Raw genomic sequence first — 24,366 nt, 5'->3', positions numbered from 1 at the left:
TCCCTGTGTTCGCGGTTCCCCGCATCGCCGCGCTTAAGCGCTGACGCGTGAGAACGCTTCGAGCCAGTCGCGCACGAAGCGGTCGATATGAAAGCGTTCGTGCGCGGTGCGGCGTGCCGCATCGCCGAGCGAGCGTGCGTGCGCGGGGTCGCGCAGCAGGCGGTGCATGGCGTCGACGAGCACTTCGCGGTCCGTATGCATATAGCCGTTTTCGCCGTTGCGTATGACGGTTGCGAGCTCGGTCGTCGCGAAGCCGACGATCGGCATGCCGATCGTCATTGCTTCGACGATGGCGAGGCCGAGGCTCGTCCAGCGGATCGGATTGAAAAAGAAGCGGTAGCGTGCGCAAAATGCGGCGAGTTCGAGGTTTGGTATTTCGCCGATGCCACCGCTTCGCGCCGCCCCCATGCCGACGAGGTCGAGCGGCACGCGCTCGCGCATCGCATCGAACAGGTCCGCGCCGAGCCTGCGGCCGCGCTCTGCAAGATAGTTGACGACGACGATGCCGCGCTCGAGTTCGCCACTGTACTGCACGTCTTTCGGTACGACCACGCCATGTTCGATCACGCGCGTCGGCGTCGCGCCGCAATCCCACGCGAGTTCGTTGAAATGCGTGACATGCACGAGCAGCGTGTGCGGGTCGTCGACCCAATGCTTCTGCTCGTACGGGTTTTCGAGCGGAGGATCGTGCTCGATATAGATGCGCGGCAACTGCCGCTGCGCTTCCGACAGCACATGCTCGCGGTCGTGCTCCCAATGAACTCGATGCTGATACAGCACGATGTCGAATGCCTGCGACGCGACTGCGTCGAGCGGCACTTCATGCACATTGCCGCCCCACGGCAGCGTGCCGTTCCGGCCCGCGTAACCGGGCGGATGGCCGGGCTGCGTGACGAGGTAGAAGTCGTGCGGGACTTGCGTGAGGTAATACAGATAGTTGCCATGAACATGCCAGGTGAGGATGCGCAGGCGCCGGTTAGCGGACATGGGGCGCCTCCCGGCGTGCGCTGAAAGCGCTTGAGCCGGCCACGGCATGCGCTGGCGCGGCGTGTGGGCCGGCCATGCGTATCGCGGCGGCGTTCAGCGCGAGTTGCTGGTGCGCAGCCGCGACCACGCTGTCGACGCTGACGTTCAGCGCGCATTCGTGTCCATACGGGCATTCGCGGAACGCGCACGGCCGGCACGCCGGATAGTCGGCGAGCACGCGATGCAGCTGACGATCGAGCGGCGCCCAGCGGCTCGTGTCACTGCCCGACGCGACGACGACGCTCGCGGTCCGCATCGCGGCGGCAATGTGCGAAATGCTGGTGTCGTTGCACACGACGAGCCGTGCCTCGCGCACGAGCGCAGCGAGCGCGCCGAGAGAAGTGGCGCCCACCAGATGCAACGCCGGCATCGCCATCGTGCCGAGCAGGCGGCCCGACAGTTCGATTTCCGACGCGGTGCCCGTGATCGCGACGCGCCAGCCGTGGGCGACGAGCGCGTCGGCCACTTCGGCAAAGCGCTCGACGGGCCAGCGCCGCGACGGCAACTGCGCGCCTGGATGCACGACCACGAGCCGCTCTGATGCGATGCGGTGCAACGCCACGAGTGCCTCGTGTTCGGCGAGATCTCGCGGCGTCAGGTCAAACGAGAGGGCGTCGCTGCCGGCCGGCGCGCCGAGCGCGTCGGTTAGCGCGAGATAGCGATGCGGCTCCGGCAACGCATCGGGCCACGCGATAAAGCAGCCGTCGCGCGTTTCGCCGGGCTGCACGAAGCCGGCATACGTGCGTGCGCCGAACCGGCCGACGATGTCGTTCGCGACGCCGCCGCTGCCGTGCAACTGGATTGCCAGATCGAAGCGCCGTTCGCGTACCGCAGCGGTGAACCTAGACAGGGCGGAATCGTCTTCGGGTTGTTCGGGAAAGCCGCGCGCCCCCGGAAACACGATCAGTTCGTCGAGCAGATCGCGATAGCGTTCGACGAAGCTTTTCGCCCACGGCAAGCCGATCAGCGCGATATGCGCGTGCGGCGCCGCGCGGCGTAGCGCGCGCAGGGCGGGGACGCTGCACAGCATGTCGCCGAGCTGCAGTGCGCGGAAAATGACGATGCGCTCCGGTCCCGGCGATTCGATCAATGCGCTCATAGGAACATCACCTTGAAACGAAACGCGCCATACAGACGCCAGTAGACCGACAGAAACGGAATCAGCAGCGACGTCCATGCCATTTCCGCAAGATGACGCCAGTCACGTCGCGTGCGGCGCAGGCGGCGCGCGCAGAATTCCGCGGTGAGCAACACCCACGCCAGGAGCGCGCACGACGCGAGCGCGCCGCTGCCGGCGAGACCCGCGACCAACGCGCACGCGGCGCTTGCGACGATCGCGTAGTAACGCAGCGGTGGACGCGCGTCGATGCGTTGCCGGTACATCGCGGGATGCTTGCTGAACAGCAGCGCTTCGAAAAAGCTCTTTTTCTGCTGATGCAGGCTTACCCCCCAGCGCGCGGGACGCACCGGATGGACCACGATGGCGTCGTCGGCGCGCACGATCCGGCAGCCAGCGTTCAACAGCGTAAATTGCAGGTCGGAGTCTTCGCGCCATGCGGCTGTGAAGCGTTCGTCGAAGCCGCCCGTCGCCGCGAGCGCGGCGCGGCGCACGAAGACGTTCGCGGTTGCGAACTCGGCGCGCGCAAGGCCGCTTGCGTCGAGTTCATAGTCGCTCGGGTATTCGGGCAACGGCATCACGATGCGGCCGGATGCGGCATCGGCGTTGGCGTCGGCAATCGCCGCGAGACCTGCTGCGAGCCATCGCGGGTCGGGAATCGTGTCGTCGTCGGTGAAGGCGACGAGCGGCGCGCGCGCGACGCGCCAGCCGGCATTGCGCGCGGCCGCGGGGCCTTGCGTCGCGGTAACCGGCACGTAGCGAACGGTCAGGCCGCGCGGTGCCTGCCCGGCGGAGAAGCGGTCGACGTATGCGCGTGTGGCGCGGTCTCCCGGGCCGTCGTCACAGACCACGATTTCATAGCGCGCGCAGTCGAGCTGTTGAGCGGCGAGCGAGCTCAGGCAGGTCGCGAGCATCGCGGGGCGACGGTGGGTCGGCACGACGACCGACACCTCGGGCAGTGTGGACCGCGGCGCGTTGACAGCAGCCGGCTCACCCGTGCTCATCGCGTAGCCCCAGCGCCAGCCGCAGCGGATCCGGCCTTCTCGACAATAAACGGCCCGATCACCAGCGCATCGAGCGGCGACGTCCAGAACGACTCCACCGCATCGCGCGGCGAGTTGACCATCGGCTCGCCGCGCGTATTGAACGACGTATTGACGAGCACCGGTACACCGGTCCGCTGATAAAACGCGTCGAGCAGACCGTAGTAAAGCGCGTGCTGCTCGCGGTTGATGGTCTGCACGCGCGCGGTGCCGTCGACGTGACGCACGGCGGGAATACGGTCCGCTTTCTCTTCACGCACGTCGAAGATAAACAGCATGAACGGCGCGCGCTGGCCACCGACGAACCAATCCGCCGCGTGCTCTTCCATGACGACCGGCGCCACGGGCCGGAAATCTTCGCGATCCTTGATTTCGTTCAGGCGCGCCTGCATGCCGGGGTCGATCGGCGAGGCGAGGATCGACCGCGCGCCGAGCGCACGCGGGCCGAACTCGGTGCGCCCCTGGTACCAGCCGAGCACCTTGCCGGCCGCGAGCATATCGGCGGCTTCGCCGGCAATATCGGCCGCGCGGCGATAGGGAATTTTCGACCACTTCAGAAACTGCTCGACTTCGTCGTCCAGATACTCAGGGCCGAGATACGCGTGATCCATCGTCCAGTGCCGCACGCGGTCGCCGCGCTGCCGATAGTCGGTCCACAAGGCGGCGCCGAGCGCGGTGCCCGCATCGCCGGCGGCCGGTTGCACCCATATGTCTTCGAACGGGCCCGCGTCGCGCACCTTCGAATTCATCACGCAGTTCAGCGCCACGCCGCCCGCCATGCACAGCCGCGTCAGCCCCGTTTGCCGATGCAGCCAGTGTGCGAGCTGCAGCACGGTCTCTTCGAGCACGCATTGCAGCGAACTCGCGATATCGTAGTGGCGCTGCTCGAGCGGGCCGCCGCGTTCGCGTGCCGGACCGAAACGCTCGGCGAGCCGCGGCGCGTCCACCGTATAGCTGCCGTCCTGATTCACCTTGACGATCTCGCGGAACTGCGCCGCGTAAAGCGGCTTGCCGAACGACGCGAGCGCCATCACCTTGTACTCGTCCGAAGAGTGCAGAAAACCGAGCCAGCCCGTCACTGCCTCGTACAGCAGTCCCAGCGAATGCGGCAGTTCGACCTGGCGCAGCCGTTCGTAGTGGCCGTCAACGAAGCGCCCCATGCTCGTTGTCACGCCTTCGCCGCGACCGTCCATCGTCAGCACCGCGCAGTCGTCGAACGGGCTCGCGAGAAAAGCGCTCGCTTCGTGCGATAGATGGTGATCGACAAAATGCCATTTGAAGCTGGTGCGGTCGACACCGCGAAAGCGTTTCGCCAGATGATGCGGCGCGCCGTCGAGCAATTGCGCCTTCGCATTGGCGATATAGCTGAGAAAAAGCGGGTCCCACGGCGATTCGGCCGGATTCGTCGCCGGCTGCTGCGCGGGGTCGAACGGCAGCGCGATGGTCGCGCCCGGTGTTTTCGGCATGCCCGAAAAGAGCGCGGGGTCGTACGAATAGGCGACGTGATCGATGTCCTTGAGTGTAATGCCCGCCGCGGTCAGGCAATAGTCGATCGCGTCGAAAGGCAATTGCCACGTGGAAAACGGCACGGGCCGTTTCGCATGCTTCACGTGCGTGAAGCGTTCGTCTTCGGCGGCTGCCAGCACGACACCGTCTTGCAGCAGCGCCGCGGCGCTGTCGTGGTAGACCGCATTGATTCCGAGTGTGTACATAATCGGTGGTTCCGTATCGAAACTGTCTCTAAAGCGGCAAGCGACGCGGATTGCCTTATTGCGCGAGTGGCTGTGGTTCGTCGTCCTCGGGCAGCGGTGCTGCGCGCGAATGGGTTTCTTCAAGCAGGTCGAGCGTCGCGTCGACGACGTCCTGCACGTCGACGCCAAGCAGGCAGGCGTGATGTCCGTAAGGACATACGCTGCGATAGCACCAGCGGCATTCGACGTCGTGAAACAGCACGCGATGCGGTGTTTGCCACGGCGCATGCTGCGGATTGGTCAGCGCGTACAGGTCGACAACCGGTGTGCCCAATGCGGACGCGACATGCACCGGGCCGCTGTTATTCGAGATCAGCACACGCGTGCGTTCGATCAGCGCGGCAAACGCGCCGAGATCGAGCGCATCGGTCAACTCGTGAATAAATGGGCGCGACGCGGCCGGCGCCGCCGCGCGCAACGTGTGCGCGAGCGCCGTCTCGCCGGCGCTGCCGGTGACGAGCACGTTCATGCCCGTCGCGCGGACCAACTCCCCTGCCACGCTGCCGAAGCGTTCGGGCGGATAGCGGCGCGAGGCTGCCGTGGCGCCCGGATGCATGACGATAAACGGCTGGGCGGCGTCGATGCCGCGCGTGCCGAGTGCGGTGTCGAGGGCGATCCGTTCGGTGTCCGTGACGCGCATGCGCATGCGCGTGTCGTTCGTACGGACGCCGACGGCGTTCACGAGCGATAGCTGGCGCAGCACTTCGTGTTGTGTGCCGTGTTCGGGCTCGCGCTCGGGCACCCAGTCGTTGAGCAGCGCGTAGGGATTTTCGCGGCATCGTGCGAGGCGCCGTTCGATGCCGCTGAGGTAACAAAGCGTCGCCGCACCGAGCGGATTCTGGCTGTAGACGGTGAAGATTGCGGCAGCGTCGAAGCGGCGGCTCTTTAGCAGCTCGTGCATGGCGAGGTCGCCTGAGGCGCCCGTTTTCGACGCGTGATGGCCGGCCCACGGGGCATCGTAACGGATCACGTCGTCGACATCGGGCAGAAACGGTGCGAGCGCGCAGCCGGCCGACGAGGCCAGCAAGGTCAGATGCCGGCCCGGCGCGGCGCTGTGCAAGGCGTGAAGCGCGGGCGTGGTCATCAGGACGTCGCCGAGATTGTCGGTGCGCACGCACAGGATGCGCCTGACGTCGGGGCCCCATGCGTCGAGCGGCGGCGCGGCGGCGAGGCGCGCGTGTGCGGTGATGGGCTTCGCGAGGGCGGACAGGCTTTTCATGAAGCGGCTTTCCGACCGGGGGGGGGCGTGGCCGCCGCGGCATCGTCCGCGCCCGCGGTTGCGTGCTCGCACTCGCCGGCGATGAGCCGTGCCGCGATATGAAGATCGCGCGCATACGCGAACGGCGAACGCTGCGGCCCACCGCGCCATTCGGTTTCATTGCCGTTATCGAGCAGGATCGTTCGGCACCTGGCGCGATTGCCGGCTTCGACATCGTCGAGAATGTCGCCGACCAGCCACGACGCGCGCAGATCGATCCGATGATCGCGCGCGGCCTGCAGCAGCATGCCCGGCGCTGGCTTGCGGCACTCGCACGCGCACGCATACGGCGCGACATGTCCGCGCGGGTCATGCGGACACCCGTAGAACGCATGGAGCGTCGCGCCGCACGAGGCGAACATCGCGCGCAGTTGTCGTTCCACCGCGTCGAGGGCTTCGACCGCGAAACGGCCTTGCGCCACGCCGCCCTGATTGCTGACGACGATCAGCTTGCAGCGGGACGCCGCAAGTAGTTCGAGCGCCGTTCGCGCGCCCGGTGCGAAGCGCATCTTGCGGGGATCGACGTTGTACGGCACATCGTCGAGCAGCGTGCCGTCCTTGTCGAGAAAGACGGCGTGCTCAGTCGCATACTCGGGTATGCAATGCGGCGAGCGCTCAAACACGCGATTTAACGCCGGCCTCACAACCGGACCGTTAGCATAGGCCATATCAACGGGAACACGAGCAAGGGGTGGGTCGAAAGCCGCCGTGCAGCTGCGCTTGCGCACGGCTTGCCGCCTGAAACGATCTTGATTGAAGGCCTAGCCGTAAGCGCCTCCGGCGGCCGGGCGTGCGCTCTGCACAGCCGTTGCTTCGTCGCGCTCGCGTGGCTTCGGCAGCCTCGCGACCCGCCGGTATACGCCTTCCAGCGATTGCGCGACGCCTTGCCACGTGAACTGCGCCTGCGCGCGCGCCAACCCGGCCTCGCCCATGTGTCGCGCGCGCGCCGGGTTCGCATGCAGTTGCGCGAGCCGCGCCGCCAGCGCAAGCGGATCGCGCGGCGGCACGAGCCAGCCCGTTTCGCCGTCGCGGACCGAGTAGCGGATGCCGCCGACGTCGGCGCCGATCACCGGGGTGCCGCAGGCCATCGCTTCGACAGGGGTGATGCCGAATGGCTCGTACCACGGCGTCGTCACGAACACGTCGGCGGCGCTATAGAAGAGACTCAGATGCGCGCGGCCACGCCGGCCGACGAAGGTGATCTGATTCGCAACCTGCTCATGCGCCGCTATGCCGCGCAAGCGAGCGATTTCAGGCGTTGCGATCTCGTTCGGTGCCTCGGAATTGCCGCCCACGATATAGAGGCGCGCGTTCACGCCTTGGTCGCGCTTTAGCGTGCCGATGCCGCGAATCACATTGTCGATGCCCTTGCGCTGCACGAGCCGGCCCAGTTGCAGCACGATAAACTCGTCCTGCGGCCAGCCGAGCGTCGCACGCGCTTCGGGTCTCGCGACGGGCTTCAATTCGTCTACGTCAAAGCCGCACGGCACGATCTCGATTCGTTCGGGATCCGCATCGTACAGTTTGATCAGATCGATTTCGTCCTGCGGGCATTCGGCGACGATGGTGTCCGAATGGCGCACGAGGTCGTCTTCTATGTCAAAGCGCTGATCGGGGAAGCCGTCGTCGTCGCCCTGATGGATGCGCCTCACGCGGCCAAGCGCATGGAACGTCGTGACCACCGGTATGTTCAGCGCGCGCTTCACCCTTAACGCGGCCATCCCCGACATGAAGAAATTCGCGTGCATCAGGTCGTACGCGCGGCACTCCTGCCTGAAGAAGGACACAAGGAAATCCGCGAATTCGTTCATATACGGCAGGAGGCCTTCCTTCGCGAGCTGCCGCGGCGGCCCGGCCGGAACATTGATGATCCGGATGCCGTCCATTTCGGACACGAGCGGTAACAGCGACCGGTCGCGTCGCGTGAATACGTCAATTTCATGACCCGCCCGGTGCAACTGCCGCGCAACGTTCGCGACATAGATATTCTGTCCGCCGCTGTCGACGCCGCCGGCAAGAGCCAGCGGCGACGCATGTTCGCTGATCATGGCGATCTTCATTGGGGTTCCTCTTGGTTTGTGGTCGGGCGGGTGACGGGAGATGGCCGGATTGAGGGGCTTTCGGCGCAGCGGCGCTTGCAGTGGTTTCAGCATCCGATGTGCCCAACGATGAGTGCGGGCATTTCCAACGAACGCCGGCGCACGTACTGTTTTTTTCGTCGCGCGCGTATTTTTCGAAGCGCTGTGGCGCTCCCCGATTTACACGGCGAATGTAAAAAGACGGGCGATGTGTGGGCACAGAGCGGATGCCATTCACCTGGGATCGGGCTGCATTGCGGATACAACATACGAAGCGTGGGTATGCGGCGAGGCGGGACCGAATCTGGCTCGCCTACGAAAACGTCTTGTGATCACGCGACCGGAAAGTGAAGATGACGCCAACCGATTTTCGGCAAGACCAGCAGCACGACCATGGCCGAACAGGCGGCCAGTCACGCGACCGGCACCTGCGCAGGCGCATCGCGGCCGACCTCTGGCACGCGCTGCTGGCGTACCGCGGCATCACGCTTGCGTCGTTCGCGTTGATGATTGCCGGCAAGTTCGCTTCGGTGGCGATGCCGCTCGTGCTGAGGAATATCGTCGACGATCTCGGGCATCCGGTGTCGCTCGCGCTGCTGCCGGTTTTTCTGGTGCTTGCGTATGCGCTGCTGCGCTTACTTGCCGATGCGCTCAACGAAGCGCGCGATGTGGTGTTCAGCATCGTCACGCAGCGCACGGTTGCCTCGTTCACAGAACGGACCTTTGCGCACCTGCATCGGCTCGGCGCGCGTTTTCATGCGCAGCGCGAGACGGGCAAGGTCGTGCGCGACGTGCAGAAGGGCGCCGATGGCATCGGCTTTCTGCTCGGCACGGCAATCTTCGCGATCGTGCCGACGTTTGTCGAGATCGCGACGATCGTCGTGATCATCGCGCGCGGCTATTCGTGGGGCTTTACCGCGGTGATCGCGTCGACCTTCGTTTGCTATGCGATCTATACGTATGCGTTCACGCAGCGGCGGCTCGTCGTGCAGCGGCGCGTCAATGCGCTGGAGGCGCAGTCGGATGCGCGGCTCGTCGACAGCATGCTCAATTACGACACGGTCAAATTCTTCGCGACCGAAGACGTCGAATCGCGGCGCCTGACCGATGTGCTCGAACAATGGATCGACGCGCGCATCGCGAACCAGCGCGCGTTGACCACCTTGCACGTCGGGCAAAGTGCCGTGATCGCGAGCGGGATTGCCGCGATGCTGCTGATCGCCGTGCAGTATGTGCTGCTCGGGCGCATGACGGTCGGCGACCTCGTGCTGGTGAACGCGTACATCATCCAGGTCTGCATGCCGCTCAATATGCTAGGTTTTGTGTTTCGCGAGACCAACGACGCGAAGGTGAACGTTGAGCGGATGTTCGAGATTCTCGCGGCGCAAGGCGTGCAGGGCGAGGATATAGACTTGCCTCAAGCGCGCCCGCTCGTCATCACCGACGGGGCGATCGAATTCGCACATGTCGATTTCGCTTACGATGCGTCGCGGCCGGTGCTGCGCGACGTGCATTTTCGCGTGCATCCGGGGCATCGGCTCGCGGTGGTCGGCGGCAGCGGGTCGGGCAAGTCGACGCTTGTGCGGCTGCTGTTCCGGCTGTATCAGCCCGGTGCGGGCCGCGTGAGCATCGACGGTCAGGACTTGCGCGAGGCGACGCAAAAGAGCGTGCGCGAAGCGATCGGCATCGTTCCGCAGGACACGGTGCTGTTCAACGATACGATCGCGTACAACATCGCGTACGGCTGGCCCGGCGCGACGCGCGCCGATATCGTGCGGGCCGCGCGCGCCGCGCAGCTCGACGAATTCATCGAGCGTCTGCCCGATCACTACGATACGCGTGTTGGCGAGCGCGGCCTGCGGCTATCAGGCGGCGAGCGTCAGCGCATCGCAATTGCGCGCGTGATTCTGAAGAACCCGCGGATCATCGTGTTCGACGAAGCGACGTCGGCACTCGATACGCGCTCGGAGCGCGCGATCCAGGCAGAACTGAACCGGCTTGCGCAAGGCCGCACCTCGGTGGCGATCGCGCACCGGCTGTCGACGGTTGTCGACGCCGACTGGATTCTCGTGATGGAACATGGACGCATCGTCGAACAGGGTGCACACGCCGACCTGCTCGCGCGCGATGGCGTCTACGCGAAGATGTGGGCGCTGCAATGGCAGCAGGGCGAGCTCGAGCATATGCAGCGCAAGGTTTCTGCGCAGGCCGTCGACCTGGCTCCGCTCGTCTCGGCGGTCGGCGACGATCTGCGCGACGAGATGGCGCGCCGCCGGGTTCGCTGGCGCGTTTCGATGCCCGACGGTGCGCTCTGCGCGACCGGCGACTGGCTCGATCTCAAGCAGATTGTCGAGTCGTTGTGCCGTAACGAGATCGGGCACGCGCGCGCGGGCGAGACTGTCGAACTGCGCGTCGAGCGGCGCGCCAATCATGCGTGGCTCAGCGTATCCGGGGCACGCGAGCGGCCCGGCGAGATGCCCGAAGACGCCGCGCGGCGCATCGAGACAAGACTCTCAGCATTGGGTGGCGGATTTACCGCGACGCAGATCGGCCAGCGCGTCGCGTATGCGGCGGTGATTCCGCTGAGGCCGGTTCTGGAAGCCACGGCGGCGCGGATGCGCGGCGCTGGAGCCGAAGCTGAGGTCGGACCGGCGTCAGATGCCGACATAGCAAATGCGGATGCAAACGCAGAGGCCAGCGCGAATGCCCGTTTGCGTCCAACGGCGCCGGCTGCCCAGGCGGCTCGAGCTGGGCTTATCGACGAACCGCTTGCCGGCGTGACCGTGCTCGCGCTCGACGACCAGGAAGAAGCGCGCGACGCACTCGAGGCGGTCCTCAGCGCGAGCGGGGCGCACGTGCTGCTCGCCGCGTCGGGCGACGACGCGTTGCAACGTCTCGCGGACACACCGAAGCACGCGTGGCCGCAGGTCTTTCTCTGCGACATCGTGCTTGGCAACGAAGACGGCTATCAGGTGCTCGAGCGCATACGCGACCTCGAAGCGCAGCACGCGGTTGCCGCCGGCGGTCATTTGCCGGCAATCGCGCTGACCGGCTATATGGAACCGGCGACCGGCGCCGCCGTCCGCGCATTGCACGAGGGGTTTGCCGCGCATCTGACTAAACCTGTCGCTGCGGCAGTTCTGATCGGGGCGATTCGCGACGTGGCGCGCGTGCATCGAGTCTGACCGCTGCGAGCATCGCCGCGACGCGGTCCGGCACGCACCGGCGTTCGCGCAGCGCCCAGCGCAAGCCACGCAGCAGATCGACTCCGTCGCGCCGCAGCGAGCCTTCCTTTCGAAAGCATTCGAAGGCGCGAACGGTTGCGCGCAACGCGTGGATCACCGGCAACCTTTGCCACGCGGTCCATGCCGCATTGCGTGCAAGCATCCGTCGACGCAGCGCGCTATCGCGCAACGGCGACGGATGATGCGCGATCGTGCATGCCGCACAGTAAACAATCGCATGCCCTGCGGCGAGCACGTCGAGCGCGAGGCGCTCCTCTTCGCCGCCGATGAAATAGCGCGTGTCGTAGCCGCCTGTCTGATGAAACACGCTCGTGCGCATGACCGACGCGCCCGCCATATAGCCGACCAGCGACGGCCCCGGCAAACCGGTCGCGTCGAGCGGACTCATCTGCATGACGGTCGAGACCGCATCGGTTTCGCCCGCAACGCCGACCTCGATGCGCGCGTTCAGAATGCCGACGTGCGGGTACGCGTCGAGCAACCGTACGGCGTGGGCGAGCGAACCGGGCTTCCACCACGTGTCGTCGTCGCAGAATGCGACGTAGTCGGTGCGCACGCAGGCAACGGCGAGATTGCGGCCGGCCGCGCCGAGATTGGCGCCGCATTGCACGATCGTGATGTCGGGGAAGAGCATGCCGGCCATGCGCACGGTTTCATCGGTGGAGCCGTTGTCGGCAATCACAATCGGCGGACGTTCGGGTAATGCGCGCAGCCGCATCAAGGTTTCGATCAGCTGCGCCATGCGGTTATGGGTCAGGACGACCACGGAAATGCGCGATTCGGCTATCGATTCGGACATGTCTTCTCATCGGTTCGGTAGTGCGCGGCGCATCGATCGACCGGGCCGCGCGATGACACCGGTTTTGCAAACGCAGTGCCTGGCGCCGCAGCCGCATTGCGCGCGATTCTCGTCAGCGCTCGCGTCAGGACTTCGGTTTGCTCGTCTGCAGTGTCCGGCCATCGCGCCGTCTTGAACCTGACACGGGAGAGCATAGATGAAAGCTGTCGTATTCCACGGTATTGGCGATATTCGCCTCGATACGGTTCCCGACCCAACGATCGAGCAACCGACCGATGCGATCGTGCGCATCACGTCGAGCGCGATCTGCGGCACCGATCTGCATATGATTCGCGGCACGATGCCCGGCATGGTGCCCGGCACGATACTCGGTCACGAGGCGGTCGGCATCGTCGAAGAAGTGGGACGCAACGCGCGCAATCTCGCGCGCGGAGACCGCGTGCTCGTGCCGTCGACGATCTCATGCGGGTTCTGTTCGTATTGCCGCGCGGGCTACACCGCGCAATGCGATACGGCGAACCCGAACGGGCCGCTGGCCGGCACGGCGTTCTATGGCGGCCCGAAAACGACGGGCCCGTTCAACGGGCTGCAGGCGCAATATGCGCGCACGCCGCTTGCGCACGCGAGCCTGATCCGCTTGCCCGATAACGTCGACGACGATCGCGCGATCCTGCTGTCGGATATTTTCCCGACCGGCTACTTCGGTGCGCAGCTCGCGGAAGTCCAGCTCGGCGACACGGTCGCCGTGTTCGGCGCGGGCCCGGTCGGCCAGTTTGCGATTGCGAGTGCGAAGCTGATGGGCGCGGGCCGCGTGATCGTCGTCGACCGCATCGGGTCGCGTCTCGAGATGGCGCGTCAGCAGGGCGCGGAAATCGTCGACTTCGATCAGGACGATCCGGTGCAGGCGATTCTCGAACTGACGGGCGGTATCGGCGTGGACCGCGCGATCGATGCGGTCGGCGTCGATGCGGTGCGGGCCGAACAGGGCGCGGCCGCGCAAAGCCAGAAAGACGCGCAGAGCCAGTTCGACGAGGAACGCAGGGAGATCGTGCCGCGGCAGAATCCGCACGACGGCAACTGGCAGCCCGGCAGCGGCCCTTCGCAGGTGCTGCGCTGGGCCGTCAAGGCGGTCGCGAAGGCCGGCACCGTGTCGATTATCGGCGTCTACCCGGAAGGCGATCGCTTCTTTCCGATCGGCGAGGCGATGAACCGTAACCTGTCCGTCAAGATGGGCAACTGCAACCACCGGTCGATTACGCCGAAGCTCGTCGAACTCGTACGCAACGATTCGCTCGATCCAATCAGCGTGCTCACGCAGCGCGAGCCGATCATGAATGCGATCGACGCGTATCACGCGTTCGATGCACGCGAACCGGGGTGGATCAAGGTGAAGCTTGAGCCATGAGTGATGTGTCAAGGAGCGGGCGCATGGACCACTTCCTGGCCTTTGACCATGCGCACCCTTTCCAAGGCTGGCAGGGAGGGGGCCACGGTTTTGTAACTCGTGCGTGCTGGCGTGGGCCTCGGCAGGAAGCATAAGTGACGAAGCTGTATGGATATTGAGGCTACGAGATAACAGTGGAACCCGAGACGTTCGGAATGTAAGTGCCCATGCTTCGGTCACGGTGAATAGTCGACTCCTCGTGTTGAACGGGTGCAGCCTGATACCCGCAGCCGCCCTGCCCACGCTCTTTGATCCATTGACGCGGACAGACGCGCGCCCCGGCGACACGGAGCGTCTTCGAGTATGGGCTTGGGTCTTTACGACTGCCGGCGCATCGAAGGTGCGCACAACGGCACCATACAAGCCGAATCGACAGAAAGAGGCGATCTTCACGATGCGGATTCCACGGTTTTCGGTCTCACGTGCTCTGACCTGAGCAGCCGTTCCCCGCGGTTCTCACTAAAGTTTGTTGCGCTTCGTTGCGCCATTCCGGAGCGCGACTGACTCCTGAACCGGGGCACGCGGTTTGCTTGACTGCGCTATCAGGAAAGGAATCGCGAGAAGGCCATGCGCTCAAGACAATACCCCCCGGACGTCACCCGGATAATCGAGGTGCGCAAAGGGCAAGTCACCGAGAAAATGTCGCGCGACACCTTTCGCGAACGGTTCATGGCGCGATTCTACGATCCAGCGTTTCGGGCAGAAGATGACTCGCTCGACCGGCTCGAAGCGATAGCGTGGGATGCCTATTCGAACGCGCGAAAATCCCCCATCACGGAAAAAGCTGGCGTTGGATTCGCCGATCCCGACTACGACCTGTCGGTCGAGTGGCGCTCAGCAAGCGATCGGATCAAGGCCGCCCAGGCGAAACAGCAGGACGCGACGACGCGATCACGCGTGCTGATCGTCAACGCGTCGGCGAGAAACGACTACACATGCCCCGGAGAAATGTCCAAAAGCTTCCGGCTTGCGAAGCTCGCGCAGGATGCGCTCGAGCGTAAATCCTGCGATGTCGACCTGCTTGACCTGTCGCGCCTGACGTCCGACAGGGATCTGCATATCCACCCTTGCAAGGGCTGTGTTTCGACAGCCATGCCACTGTGCCATTGGCCGTGCAGTTGCTACCCCAACCACTCGCTGGGACTTGTCAACGACTGGATGAACGAAATATACGAGCGATTTGCAGCGTGTCACGGCGTATTTTTTGTGACGCCCGTCTACTGGTATCAGGTGAGCAGTCCGCTAAAACTGTTGATGGACCGGCTGGTATGCGCGGACGGCGGAAATCCCGATCCGACTTCGACGCATGGAAAAAAGCCCGATGACGCAAAACGGCTGGAACTGGATGGGTGGGACTATCCCAAGCACCTGGCGGGCAGGGCATACGGAATGGTGGTACATGGCGACGTGGCCGGTATAGAGGGATCCCGGCGAGCGCTGACAGACTGGCTCAACTGGATGGGTTTCATCGAATCGGGCGCCCAATCCCGGCTGGACCGGTTTATTGGCTATTACGAACCGTACGCGACGAGCCACGCGAAGCTCGACCACGACGACGCGATGCAAAAAGAAGTGGTCAACGCAGCCGAGGCCGTGGCTGTGTGCATCGAACAGGTCCGCCATGGACGCAAGGAGCCCGACGACGGCATCACGCCTGCGCGCGCGAAGTGAGCAGGACGGCACATTCGTCGCGCGTTCGGCCTTTATCGGCGCGAAGGCGAAGTCTGATGACGGAAACGGCCAGGGAACAGTTTGCTGAGTTGTTGCCAGCAAATATATCGCGGGAGAGGTAGCACATGGCACACGAGCGCGTGAACCCACGTACAGAACGACGGCGACTGGGCGGCTGGCTGCCGCGTAACGAAGCACACTTGGCCAGATATCGTCAGGAACTCGCTGAAAAGGCGCGAACACGCACGGCGAGAGCGAACAGAACGGCCGTGGTCGACGAGCTGTCGGCGCTTGTCAACGGCGATCCGGTACTACGGATGGACATGACTCGCGCTATCGGAGAAGCCCAAAGCGCTGGCTATGTGCTCGGATACGAATGCATCGAAGAACTCATGGTCATCATCGATTACGTGATGACATACGCACCGCCCTTCAGCGAAACAAGCCTGATTCATTGTCCGTTAAACGCCGTACTTGACTGGCCGATGTGCATGCCGTCAGGTTATGCGCTCTTTCGCGACCCAGCGCTCAATGCGCAACTCAAGCGTGTGCTCAATTGCTGGTGTGGGTTCCTGACGGGGCCGCACTCGCGCGAGCACCTGACCACCCAGGCACCGAACGGCTGGTTCAGCGATGCGGCCGACCGGCACATCGGCATGTCGCAGTTCATCTGCGATCCACAAAAGGATTACTGGGGATTTACCTCATGGAATCATTTTTTCACGCGCCAATTCCGTCCGGGCGCAAGACCCGTAGAAGGGGCTGACGACAGCAAGACGATCGTAAGCGCCTGCGAGGCGGCGCCGTACAAGATCCAGCACAACGTGAAGCTGCACGACCGCTTCTGGATCAAGTCGCAGCCCTATTCCCTGCAGGAGATGTTCACGGCCGGCCGACGCGATATCGCGGAGCGCTTTGTCGGTGGATCGGTTTACCAGGCCTTTTTGAGCGCCTTTAACTATCATCGGTGGCACGCGCCGGTAAGCGGCGTTGTCTCAAGCGCGTATCTGGTCGAGGGCAGCTATTACTCCAATGCTGATTCGGAAGGCGAAGACCCAAGTGGGCTCAACGACTCTCAGGGGTACATCACGGCCGTTGCAACGCGGGCTATTATCGTCATCGAATGTGACGATCCCGCGGTCGGCCATGTCGGATGCGTATTCGTCGGGATGGCGGATGTTTCGTCGTGCTTGATCGAGGCGTTACCCGGTCAGCGTGTCGCGAAAGGCGATGAACTCGGTTTTTTCCAGTATGGCGGCTCGACTTGCTGTCTGGTTTTCGAACCTGAGGCGATTCGCCGCTTTACTCCCATTCCACCCTTTGACGATGAAGCGCCACCAGTCAAGGTGAACGCGCAGATTGCGACTGCGCGTTAGCCTTGTCACCGCCGTTCACCGCCATTTCATGTCGCGTTATGCGCGCTGTCACCGCCGGTAACGTCGAGCGCGGCACCCGTCACCATGCGCGCCTCGTCTGATGCAAGATACACGTACGCTGGCGCCACATCGTCCGGGTCGATCCATGGCACGCCGAGCGGAGTTTTTTGCATGAGCGCCTCAACGACCTTCGGCGCGAGCGGCGATTCAGGAACTTTGCCGCCTTTCGCCTCCTTCAGCGCCTGTGTGTAGCGGCTTTCATTGCGCGTCAACTCCGTATCGATCAGACCAGGGATGACTGCGTTGACGGTAATCCCGAATTCGCCAAATTCCAGTGCCGCCGATTTCATCAGCCCCAGCAGCGCCCATTTCGATGCCGAATAGCCTGCGCCGTCGCGCATGCCGTGGCGGCCCTGCGTCGACGAGGTGACGATTATCCTGCCATGTCTGCGTGCGGCCATTACGGGCGCCACAGCGCGTATGCAGTGCAGCGTGCCGGTCAGATTGATGTCAAGCTGGTCCTGCCAATCCGCGTCCTCCAGTTCCAGCAGCGGTTTGAACGACTGGATGCCCGCGATCGCCGCAAGGATCCCGATCGGCCCGAAATCCCGCTCGGTTGTGGAGACAATTTCCCGCAGTCGCGCGTAATCGCGGATATCGGCAAGTTCCGCCCGCCAGATACCGCCAGCCTGCTCAACGAGGTGTCCGGTTTCGATCAGGTCCTCCTCGGTCGGAATGGCGTAGCGCTGAATCGTGCTCGCTCGTCGGGCGATGTCCAGACCCACGACGCTTGCGCCTTCCCGTGCGAATGCCACGGCGACCGAGCGGCCGATGCCACGCGCCGCACCCGTTACCAGTGCGACCTTGTCGCGCAGCCGGCCTTCGCCCTTTCTCGTGAGTGACGCTGTCGATGTGCTCATGCTTGCTCCTCGTTGTTATCGGATCGCGTGCTGGCCGTTGCTGGCTCAAGCCTCCCCGTAGCCTTTGATACAGGCTTGCGCGTAATGGTGACGCGTTCCAGCTTGCGGGGAATCAGCCCGAAGTGTTCAGCCGAAACACCAAAGACCGCGCCAAGTACATCGACAGGAATCGCGCTCAGCGACGCCACGATGCCCACATCGTCCGCCGGCTCGCTCGCACTCGAATTGAAAATGATGAGGACGACGAGGTCTTCGGTGTCGCTGGCATTCTCGAAGTAATGGAAATGTCCTTGTGGCGCGAAGACGAGATCGCCTTTTGCCACTTCGAACATGTCGTGCGTGGCTTCCGGCCCGACAAAACTCCAGCGGGCTGAGCCTGCAATGACGAAGTTCAGCTCCCATGCGCTCGGGTGCCAGTGCGGCTCCCTCACGCCGCCTGGTTCGAGCCGTGCGAGATAGACCGACGCCTGCTGGCCGGAGAGGATCTTCCAGTTGTCACCGGTGGCGCCCTGCAGCGTACCGCCCGCAAAGACGTCCGGCGCCCATGCGGAAAGGTGGAACAGGTGGGGGTGCTGACCACTCCAGCCGCCGGCCGGTTGGTCGCGGGCCGAGCTTTCGACCGCCGTTGGAGCACTGCCAGCCGCTTGTGACTCAGCCGGTGTCGCCGGAGCGCTCCGCTCGCCCGCAACGACGCCGGCGTGTCGGGATGAAGCCTCGATGTTGGGTTGCTGGTCGCCGTCGGCGGGGGTGTTGGAGTTCAGCATGGAGTTCCTCGGGAAAAGGTCTGTGTGTTCCGGTCGTTGCTGAGCTTGGCTGACGCACGATTGATTCCCGGGCCCCTGGGGATGCGACGACACATATCCGGCTTCGGGTTCGCCGCTTGCGCGAAGTACGTTCGTGCGCTCTCAACGCGTACGTGTCCGCACCACCGTAAAACTTCCAGGGAGATCAGCATGAAAGCATTGGTATATGAAGGCCCCCGCAAAGTCGTCATGAAAGAAATGCCAGACGCGAAAATCGAGCGTCCCACCGATGTACTGGTCAAAATCACCACGACCAATATCTGCGGTTCTGACCTTCACATGTACGAGGGCCGTACGAATATGGAGGCCGGCCGCATTCTCGGCCATGAAAATCTCGGCGTTGTCGTCGAAGTAGGAGCGGGTGTCGAAAGGGTCAGGATCGGCGATCGCGTCTGCCTGCCGTTCAACATTGGCTGCGGGTTCTGCAAGAACTGCGAAAAAGGCCTTACCGGTTTCTGTCTGACCGCTAACCCGGGCATGGCGGGCGCGGCTTATGGTTTTGCCGGCATGGGTCCTTATAGCGGCGGGCAGGCGGAGTATTTGCGCGTGCCGTTCGGCGACTTCAATTGCCTGTTGCTGCCACCGGACGCGGAGGAAAAGGAGAACGACTACGTCATGCTGTCGGATATTTTTCCGACCGGGTATCACGCGACGGTCCTCGCCGGCGTCGAGGCTGGCGATAGCGTGGCAATTTACGGCGCCGGCCCTGTCGGTCTGATGGCGGCATTGTCTGCGTCGATAAAAGGTGCCAGCAAGATCATGGTGGTGGATACGCATCCTGACCGGCTCAAGCTTGCAGAGAAACTGGGCGCCATTCCGATCGACGACAGCGACGGATCATCGGCAGAACAGATCCTCGAACTGACCGGTGGCGAAGGTGCGGACCGTGGATGCGAATGCGTCGGCTATCAATGCAGTTGCAAGGGCCACGAAGTGCCGAATCTGACGATGAACAACCTGATCAAGGCCGTACGCGCGACAGGCGGCATCGGCGTGGTCGGCGTGTTCGTAGCCGAGGACCCCCAATCCAAAGACAAGCTCGAGAAGCAAGGCCAGCTTGCGCTCGACTTCGGGCAGTTATGGATGAAAGGGCAACAAATCGCAACGGGCCAGGCTAATGTGAAGGCGTACAACCGTAAATTGCGCGACCTGATTGCGGCCGGCAAGGCGAACCCGTCTCAAATCATTTCGCACGAGTTGCCGCTCGACAACGCACCCGAGGGCTACAAGAACTTTGACCAGCGCAAGGACGGGTGGACGAAGGTCGTGCTGAAGGCGGCAGCCTGAACCGCGCGGATTGCTCGCCATCCGCTGTCATGGCTCGCGATAGCAGTCGTGCAAAGGAATTTTGCGCGTTATGCGCGTCGGTATGTGATGCATGCGCTTCTGAGCGCGAAAAGCCTCCAGCACGAACACTGTAAGCAATGCGCGGAGGCCTGTCGGCGCTACGCAGAAGAATGTCGCGCTATGGGGTAGTGAGCCCGAACTCGATCGTGGGCACGTCGCGAAGGCGAGGACCCAGAGCGGGGACGCGGACAGCTTGGCGAGGCGTTAGACCAGATGGTCGCCGTCAGGGTAACCGTCTCGCACAGTCGGCCGTTGCGGTTTTGAAAGCGGCCGCCGAGGCGAACCGCATGAGTGGCGGTAACGGGTCGAGCGCGGCCACACAGGAAATTCACGGCGTAGGCTATGGCGTAGGTCGTCGCTGAAAAGCTTATCTGGCGGGGCGGAGGTGCTGCTGCATCAGTGGAGAATGGGGCGCAGACGTACCGGTCGCTGTACCGTTGGGTAGGGTGGTCATAGTCCGGCGCAAAGTTGCTTTGGTCGCGTGAGTTTAACAGCGCGCACCAGCGCCATCTCGATCTTCTGGTCGAGGTCGCACACGGCTTGCCGGTGGTTGTCCGCCGCGATGTTCGACGACATCGACTAGTCACTGATTACGCTTCAGCGCCCGAAGGGCGTTCAAAGAATCAGTCGCCGTTCGTAGCAGGCGTTCAGTATTGCGGCTGTCCATGTTTAATGCGCGCTGCCGGCCCAATATCTCCACGAACTGCGAGATGCGGCTCTCGGCCTCTTGTATCCTTGCATCCAGCGCAGAGACCACCGACGGGCGGTCGCGCTGTTCGAAGAGCCAGTACTGGCATGCAGAAACGTGAGATGTGAATTCATTCCCCCGCGCCGCGAGCAGGGATATCCATCGCCGCACCTGTTGTGGCGTCGGTGACGCGTGACTCCTGTCCCACAGAGCCGACGTCAGGAAGCGGTCTGCTTCCCGCGGTGTACCTTCGACGAGGGGCGTCGGATTATCAGAACCGGGTTCGCTGTTCGGCAGCATCAGTCTCTGCATGTTGGGCACGTCAGCATGCATTTTAGAATAAACGCCTCGTCAATAGGGGCTGATCTGCACGGCAGGTCAACGGCGTAGGCCGTCGCGCACAAGCTTGTCAGGCGGACCGGAGGTACTGGCGCGTCACTGGAGAATGGGGCGCGGACGATCCGGTTGTTGCACCGATGGCTGATGTGGTCGTAGAGCGCAAAGTTGCCTTTGGTCCCGGGACGATCGGGGGAAATGTAACCTGTTACGAAAGACGTTGACAGACCCATCCGGGCGCTATATTGTCACTTTAGAAATATTCAAGAAGCTCGATTGCTGATCACCATTTTCCGCCTTTCCTGCGCGGTACTCGATGTCCTCTCTTCTTCCTTGAAGTTTTTGTTGCTCCGCATCGGAGCTGTTATTTTTATTTCAAGGAAATCCTCATGGATACCGGTACTGTTAAATGGTTCAACGATAGCAAAGGTTTTGGCTTCATCACTCCTGATGCCGGCGGCGACGATCTCTTTGCTCACTTCTCGGAAATTCGGGGCGACGGCTTCAAGACGCTCGCTGAAAACCAGAAGGTGAGCTACGAGACCAAGCGCGGCCCGAAGGGTATGCAGGCCGCCAATATCTCGCCGCAGTAACGTTTTTCAAGGGTCGGTCTGCCGGCCCTTTGTTTCCTCAGCCTGACCAGCATCCTCGCGGAGCCATGGGCTCCCGATCTGATCGCCGCGTTCCGATGTGCGCATCATTTGTCTTTTCGACACGATCTGTCTCGCCTCATTTTCCATTCATTTCGCTTGCACGGCATTGAGGTCGTGCGGCCGGTTATCGCTTATGCAAAACATTAATTTTCACCATTACAACGGTTACTCGGTTTCCCCGTCCGCTCACCGGTTACCCGACGGCTGGTTTGCCGCCAATCTGCTGCTTACAAAAGGTGATGCCGAAAATACGGAACTGGTCGCCTACAAGTTTGATGCGCTCGACTATTTTGATAGTGAAACGCAGGCTGTCCGCCACGCCTCGGCTTGGGCGCGCGGCTGGGTCGACAGTCGCGGTTAGTGTGTCGCGCGACCTGGACCGAAGAGCCGCCAGGAACTGCGATTGCCTGATCCGCATAGCGGTATTCTATCAATCGCATAACAGGGAGCACGGAGATGGCGTTACTGGTCATGCAGGTCGCAGTGAGTGGGGAACTGGTGGAGGTGTTCGAGATGCAGGTTGACGACGTCAACGGACACCGGATGCTCGCTTGCGCCAATGAGGATGACCGGGCGATTCAACGCGCCGGCCAGACTCTGGAAGATGGTGAGGTCTGGATCGATCTGATCGACCGGGATGGCGAGACGCTGTTTGACCAGGTGGCCTGTTTCCACCGGGCGGATGCCGCCGACGCGCTGCAGGTTCACTTCGGCATGAACGCCGACGTCGTTAAAGACTGTCTTTCCAGGTCCAATGTGGCGACGCTGTATGCGAGGCACCGTGCCGCAGCTCAAGCTTACTTTCGCAAGATCGATCGTCTGGTCGACTGCTCCGTGGTCAGTTCCAGACAGAGCAATCGCCGGCGGGTGGGCGACGCCAGCGTCATGGATCTCGTGATCGAACTTCGCAGGCGGCTGGACGGTGTGGACACCCTGCTCGCGCTGAGCGAGCTGCCGATCCACGTACAGGCCGCCGCCGGGCAACTCCGGGAGGCGGCGAAGTCCTACGCGGCTGCTGTCCAGCATCTGTAAAGCGGTATCCAGGGCGGCAATGGAAATGTAAAGAAGGCTGGGCCATGCAAAGAACGGCGAGCTATCGCGGGTTCGCGATTTACGTTGAAACGCTGGCAAAATACCTTACAGGATTCCTTATGGACGAACGGAAGCGGGACAGCATGATTGCGTATCTCCGCCACCGCATGGATGAGTTCGGGATCAGCTCGGATGACCTCGCTTCCTTTCTGGCGACCCCGCCTGCGGGCTCGGACACAGGTCGCTACCGTAGCGCGGGTGGAGATACCTGGAACGGTGAAGGCGAGATGCCTCAGTGGCTCAAACAGGCCACTAGCGCGGGACAGTCCATCGGGCACTTTGAGCTTGCATGCCAAACACACGCCAAGCCGGCAAGCCAGACTCATGCAGACTGGAAAAACGATCCCTTCGCCGGAAGCCCGCTCGCGGGACCGAGCCATCCCAGGCCGTAGCCTCCAGCAATCCGGAATCTCGAGACGCCACTTCTAAAGCACTGCGCTAACCAGAACAGGCTACCTTGGGGCTACGTGTCCAGGCACCGGGTCAGCCGCGGCGCGACCAATCAGGGACCCTTCGTGAAAAAGATCTCAAGGAGATCTGTTCAAAAATTCTTGAGCTCAGCTAATTACAGCTCCGTGGGCCGCCGCCGAATTCGCGCTGTGTGGTTCGATTGGTTTATGGGCGGCTGTGGCCGATGGACTTCCGTGCGTCTTGCCGGATAGCGCCCCGCCGGGCTATGCCGACAAAAGAACCATCTTTGGTCTCGTGGACACAACCGATCACCGTTCGGCGGTGCCTCCTTTAGTGCTAGCGAGTCGAATCGTCCGCGTTCGAACATGGCAGAGACGTCCACAGAATTCCCCTGAAACACAGCAACGGGGTCGAGGTGTCCAGACAGGAAATTGACGGCGTAGGCAATGGCGTAGGCCATCGCGCAAAAGCTTATCTGGCGGGGCGGAGGTACTGCTGCATCACTGGAGAATGAGGCGCAGACGATCCGCGGGCTGCAGCGGAAGCTGATGTGGTCATAGTCGGGTGCAAAGTTGCTTTGATCGCGTTAGTTTATCAGCGCGCAGCAGCGGTCTCGATTTTCTGCTCGCGGCCAAGTCCGGTCGTAGGCTCGTTACCGGCAAATGACCGCTTTCAGGTCTAGTTCGGACCGCTGTCACGCTCTTCCACCGCTGCGATGGGCGAGCATTGTGTGGCGTCGTCAGGATCAATACCGCCGCCCATCGAACACTTCCGTCTCCAGCTCGCCATCCTATAATTTCCTTTCGCCCAGCCGGGCATAGAAAGCAGCGCCACCGCCGTACGCCGTTTCGACGCACCCGGACATTAAATTGGAACAGGAAAGGATCGAGACATGGCTACCGATCGCCCGCCGCTTCATTCATTCTGGGAAAACCGCGCCGGTGAAAAAATTTTCGTCGAGGAGGTGACCGCGCTTTTGACCGAAGAGGAAATCGCTAGCGATCTCGATGCCGAAGGATTGACTGGGAAAGACTTCGAGCGCGAAGCTGCCGCCATCCGCGCGATGTTCGTCGTCACATATGTGGCATACGAGGGTCGCGGCAATCCCGAGGTCGTAAGATTTGAAACGGACGAAGCGCAGTGGGCGCGACTTACCGGTCCGGATGGGTTCCGCATCAAAGGCATCGAGCCCCCCCGCTCAATCATGCGGCAGCCCCCGGGACACGGCTGAGTGGGCCAGACTTGTCATGCCTCACGCATTGGCCCGCAACGGCCACTCGTGCCTTGACGGGCGACGTACCCTCGCGT

At 63.0% G+C, this 24,366-nt stretch carries 22 protein-coding genes; 11 read left to right on the top strand and 11 right to left on the bottom strand.

Annotated features, from left to right (window positions below; translation table 11 throughout):
- Positions 1-33: 33 nt before the first annotated feature.
- From ACYPXD_RS07880 to ACYPXD_RS07850, 7 genes are all read right to left on the bottom strand, one after another.
- Positions 34-987, bottom strand: coding sequence for a glycosyltransferase (locus ACYPXD_RS07880; protein WP_459709403.1), 954 nt, complete (start codon positions 985-987; stop codon positions 34-36).
- Positions 977-2,125 carry a glycosyltransferase family 9 protein gene (locus tag ACYPXD_RS07875; RefSeq protein WP_459709400.1) on the bottom strand — a complete coding sequence of 383 codons (1,149 nt, stop codon included), beginning with the start codon at positions 2,123-2,125 and terminating at the stop codon, positions 977-979. The genes ACYPXD_RS07880 and ACYPXD_RS07875 overlap by 11 nt, the downstream gene beginning before the upstream one ends.
- Complete coding sequence (locus ACYPXD_RS07870; protein WP_459709398.1) at positions 2,122-3,147, bottom strand: glycosyltransferase family 2 protein; 1,026 nt, start codon at positions 3,145-3,147, stop codon at positions 2,122-2,124. Before ACYPXD_RS07870 ends, ACYPXD_RS07875 begins: the two co-directional genes overlap by 4 nt.
- A complete protein-coding gene (locus ACYPXD_RS07865) occupies positions 3,144-4,898 on the bottom strand; it encodes a carbamoyltransferase family protein (protein WP_459709396.1) in 1,755 nt (584 codons plus the stop codon). Before ACYPXD_RS07865 ends, ACYPXD_RS07870 begins: the two co-directional genes overlap by 4 nt.
- Positions 4,899-4,953: 55 nt before the next feature.
- Complete coding sequence (locus ACYPXD_RS07860; RefSeq protein ID WP_459709394.1) at positions 4,954-6,156, bottom strand: glycosyltransferase family 9 protein; 1,203 nt, start codon at positions 6,154-6,156, stop codon at positions 4,954-4,956.
- A complete protein-coding gene (locus ACYPXD_RS07855; protein WP_459709392.1) occupies positions 6,153-6,818 on the bottom strand; it encodes a D-glycero-alpha-D-manno-heptose-1,7-bisphosphate 7-phosphatase in 666 nt (221 codons plus the stop codon). The genes ACYPXD_RS07860 and ACYPXD_RS07855 overlap by 4 nt, the downstream gene beginning before the upstream one ends.
- A 138-nt stretch (positions 6,819-6,956) precedes the next feature.
- Positions 6,957-8,255, bottom strand: coding sequence for a glycosyltransferase (locus ACYPXD_RS07850; protein ID WP_459709390.1), 1,299 nt, complete (start codon positions 8,253-8,255; stop codon positions 6,957-6,959).
- A 371-nt stretch (positions 8,256-8,626) separates the two neighbouring features.
- Between ACYPXD_RS07850 and ACYPXD_RS07845 the strand changes: the two genes are divergently transcribed.
- Positions 8,627-11,458, top strand: a complete 2,832-nt coding sequence (locus tag ACYPXD_RS07845) for an ATP-binding cassette domain-containing protein (protein ID WP_459709387.1) — start codon at positions 8,627-8,629, stop codon at positions 11,456-11,458.
- On the opposite strand, the gene ACYPXD_RS07840 is transcribed toward ACYPXD_RS07845, so the two are convergent.
- A complete protein-coding gene (locus ACYPXD_RS07840) occupies positions 11,391-12,317 on the bottom strand; it encodes a glycosyltransferase family 2 protein (RefSeq protein ID WP_459709385.1) in 927 nt (308 codons plus the stop codon). The two genes, ACYPXD_RS07845 and ACYPXD_RS07840, sit on opposite strands and share 68 nt — an antisense overlap.
- A 196-nt stretch (positions 12,318-12,513) precedes the next feature.
- On the opposite strand from ACYPXD_RS07840, the gene ACYPXD_RS07835 reads away from it, so the two are divergent.
- The 3 genes from ACYPXD_RS07835 to ACYPXD_RS07825 all read left to right on the top strand — a co-directional run bounded on the left by ACYPXD_RS07835 (position 12,514) and on the right by ACYPXD_RS07825 (position 16,808).
- Entirely contained in the window at positions 12,514-13,722 is a 1,209-nt protein-coding gene (locus ACYPXD_RS07835) for a zinc-dependent alcohol dehydrogenase (RefSeq protein WP_459709383.1), read from the top strand.
- Between the two features lie 678 nt (positions 13,723-14,400).
- Positions 14,401-15,432, top strand: coding sequence for a flavodoxin family protein (locus ACYPXD_RS07830; RefSeq protein WP_459709566.1), 1,032 nt, complete (start codon positions 14,401-14,403; stop codon positions 15,430-15,432).
- A gap of 125 nt (positions 15,433-15,557) precedes the next feature.
- On the top strand, positions 15,558-16,808 hold the full coding sequence (locus ACYPXD_RS07825; RefSeq protein WP_459709381.1) for a phophatidylserine decarboxylase associated domain-containing protein: 1,251 nt from the start codon (positions 15,558-15,560) through the stop codon (positions 16,806-16,808).
- Between the two features lie 26 nt (positions 16,809-16,834).
- On the opposite strand, the gene ACYPXD_RS07820 is transcribed toward ACYPXD_RS07825, so the two are convergent.
- Positions 16,835-17,728, bottom strand: a complete 894-nt coding sequence (locus ACYPXD_RS07820; protein WP_459709379.1) for an SDR family NAD(P)-dependent oxidoreductase — start codon at positions 17,726-17,728, stop codon at positions 16,835-16,837.
- Positions 17,725-18,492, bottom strand: a complete 768-nt coding sequence (locus tag ACYPXD_RS07815) for a cupin domain-containing protein (protein ID WP_459709376.1) — start codon at positions 18,490-18,492, stop codon at positions 17,725-17,727. Before ACYPXD_RS07815 ends, ACYPXD_RS07820 begins: the two co-directional genes overlap by 4 nt.
- A 189-nt stretch (positions 18,493-18,681) precedes the next feature.
- Here ACYPXD_RS07815 and ACYPXD_RS07810 point away from each other — a divergent pair, with 189 nt between their 5' ends.
- The gene (locus ACYPXD_RS07810) at positions 18,682-19,818 is read left to right on the top strand and encodes a glutathione-independent formaldehyde dehydrogenase (protein WP_459709374.1); all 1,137 of its coding nucleotides are present in this window, start codon (positions 18,682-18,684) and stop codon (positions 19,816-19,818) included.
- Between the two features lie 87 nt (positions 19,819-19,905).
- Positions 19,906-20,007 carry a four-helix bundle copper-binding protein gene (locus ACYPXD_RS07805; protein ID WP_459709563.1) on the top strand — a complete coding sequence of 34 codons (102 nt, stop codon included), beginning with the start codon at positions 19,906-19,908 and terminating at the stop codon, positions 20,005-20,007.
- A gap of 454 nt (positions 20,008-20,461) precedes the next feature.
- Here ACYPXD_RS07805 and ACYPXD_RS07800 read toward each other — a convergent pair whose 3' ends face one another.
- Entirely contained in the window at positions 20,462-20,878 is a 417-nt protein-coding gene (locus tag ACYPXD_RS07800) for a hypothetical protein (protein ID WP_459709372.1), read from the bottom strand.
- Between the two features lie 413 nt (positions 20,879-21,291).
- Between ACYPXD_RS07800 and ACYPXD_RS07795 the strand changes: the two genes are divergently transcribed.
- From ACYPXD_RS07795 to ACYPXD_RS07775, 5 genes are all read left to right on the top strand, one after another.
- Complete coding sequence (locus ACYPXD_RS07795) at positions 21,292-21,495, top strand: cold-shock protein (protein WP_007584087.1); 204 nt, start codon at positions 21,292-21,294, stop codon at positions 21,493-21,495.
- 193 nt (positions 21,496-21,688) lie between these two features.
- Positions 21,689-21,916: a hypothetical protein gene (locus ACYPXD_RS07790; protein WP_459709369.1), complete on the top strand. Its 228-nt coding sequence runs from the start codon at positions 21,689-21,691 to the stop codon at positions 21,914-21,916.
- 95 nt (positions 21,917-22,011) lie between these two features.
- Positions 22,012-22,587, top strand: a complete 576-nt coding sequence (locus tag ACYPXD_RS07785; protein ID WP_459709367.1) for a hypothetical protein — start codon at positions 22,012-22,014, stop codon at positions 22,585-22,587.
- 119 nt (positions 22,588-22,706) lie between these two features.
- A complete protein-coding gene (locus ACYPXD_RS07780; RefSeq protein WP_459709561.1) occupies positions 22,707-23,039 on the top strand; it encodes an H-NS histone family protein in 333 nt (110 codons plus the stop codon).
- A gap of 911 nt (positions 23,040-23,950) precedes the next feature.
- The gene (locus ACYPXD_RS07775; protein WP_459709365.1) at positions 23,951-24,289 is read left to right on the top strand and encodes a hypothetical protein; all 339 of its coding nucleotides are present in this window, start codon (positions 23,951-23,953) and stop codon (positions 24,287-24,289) included.
- Positions 24,290-24,366 lie beyond the last annotated feature (77 nt).

The sequence above is a fragment of the Paraburkholderia sp. 2C genome, assembly GCF_054589215.1.
The sequence above is the reverse complement of the archived record's forward strand: the minus strand, read 5'-3'. Positions and strand labels throughout refer to the sequence as shown.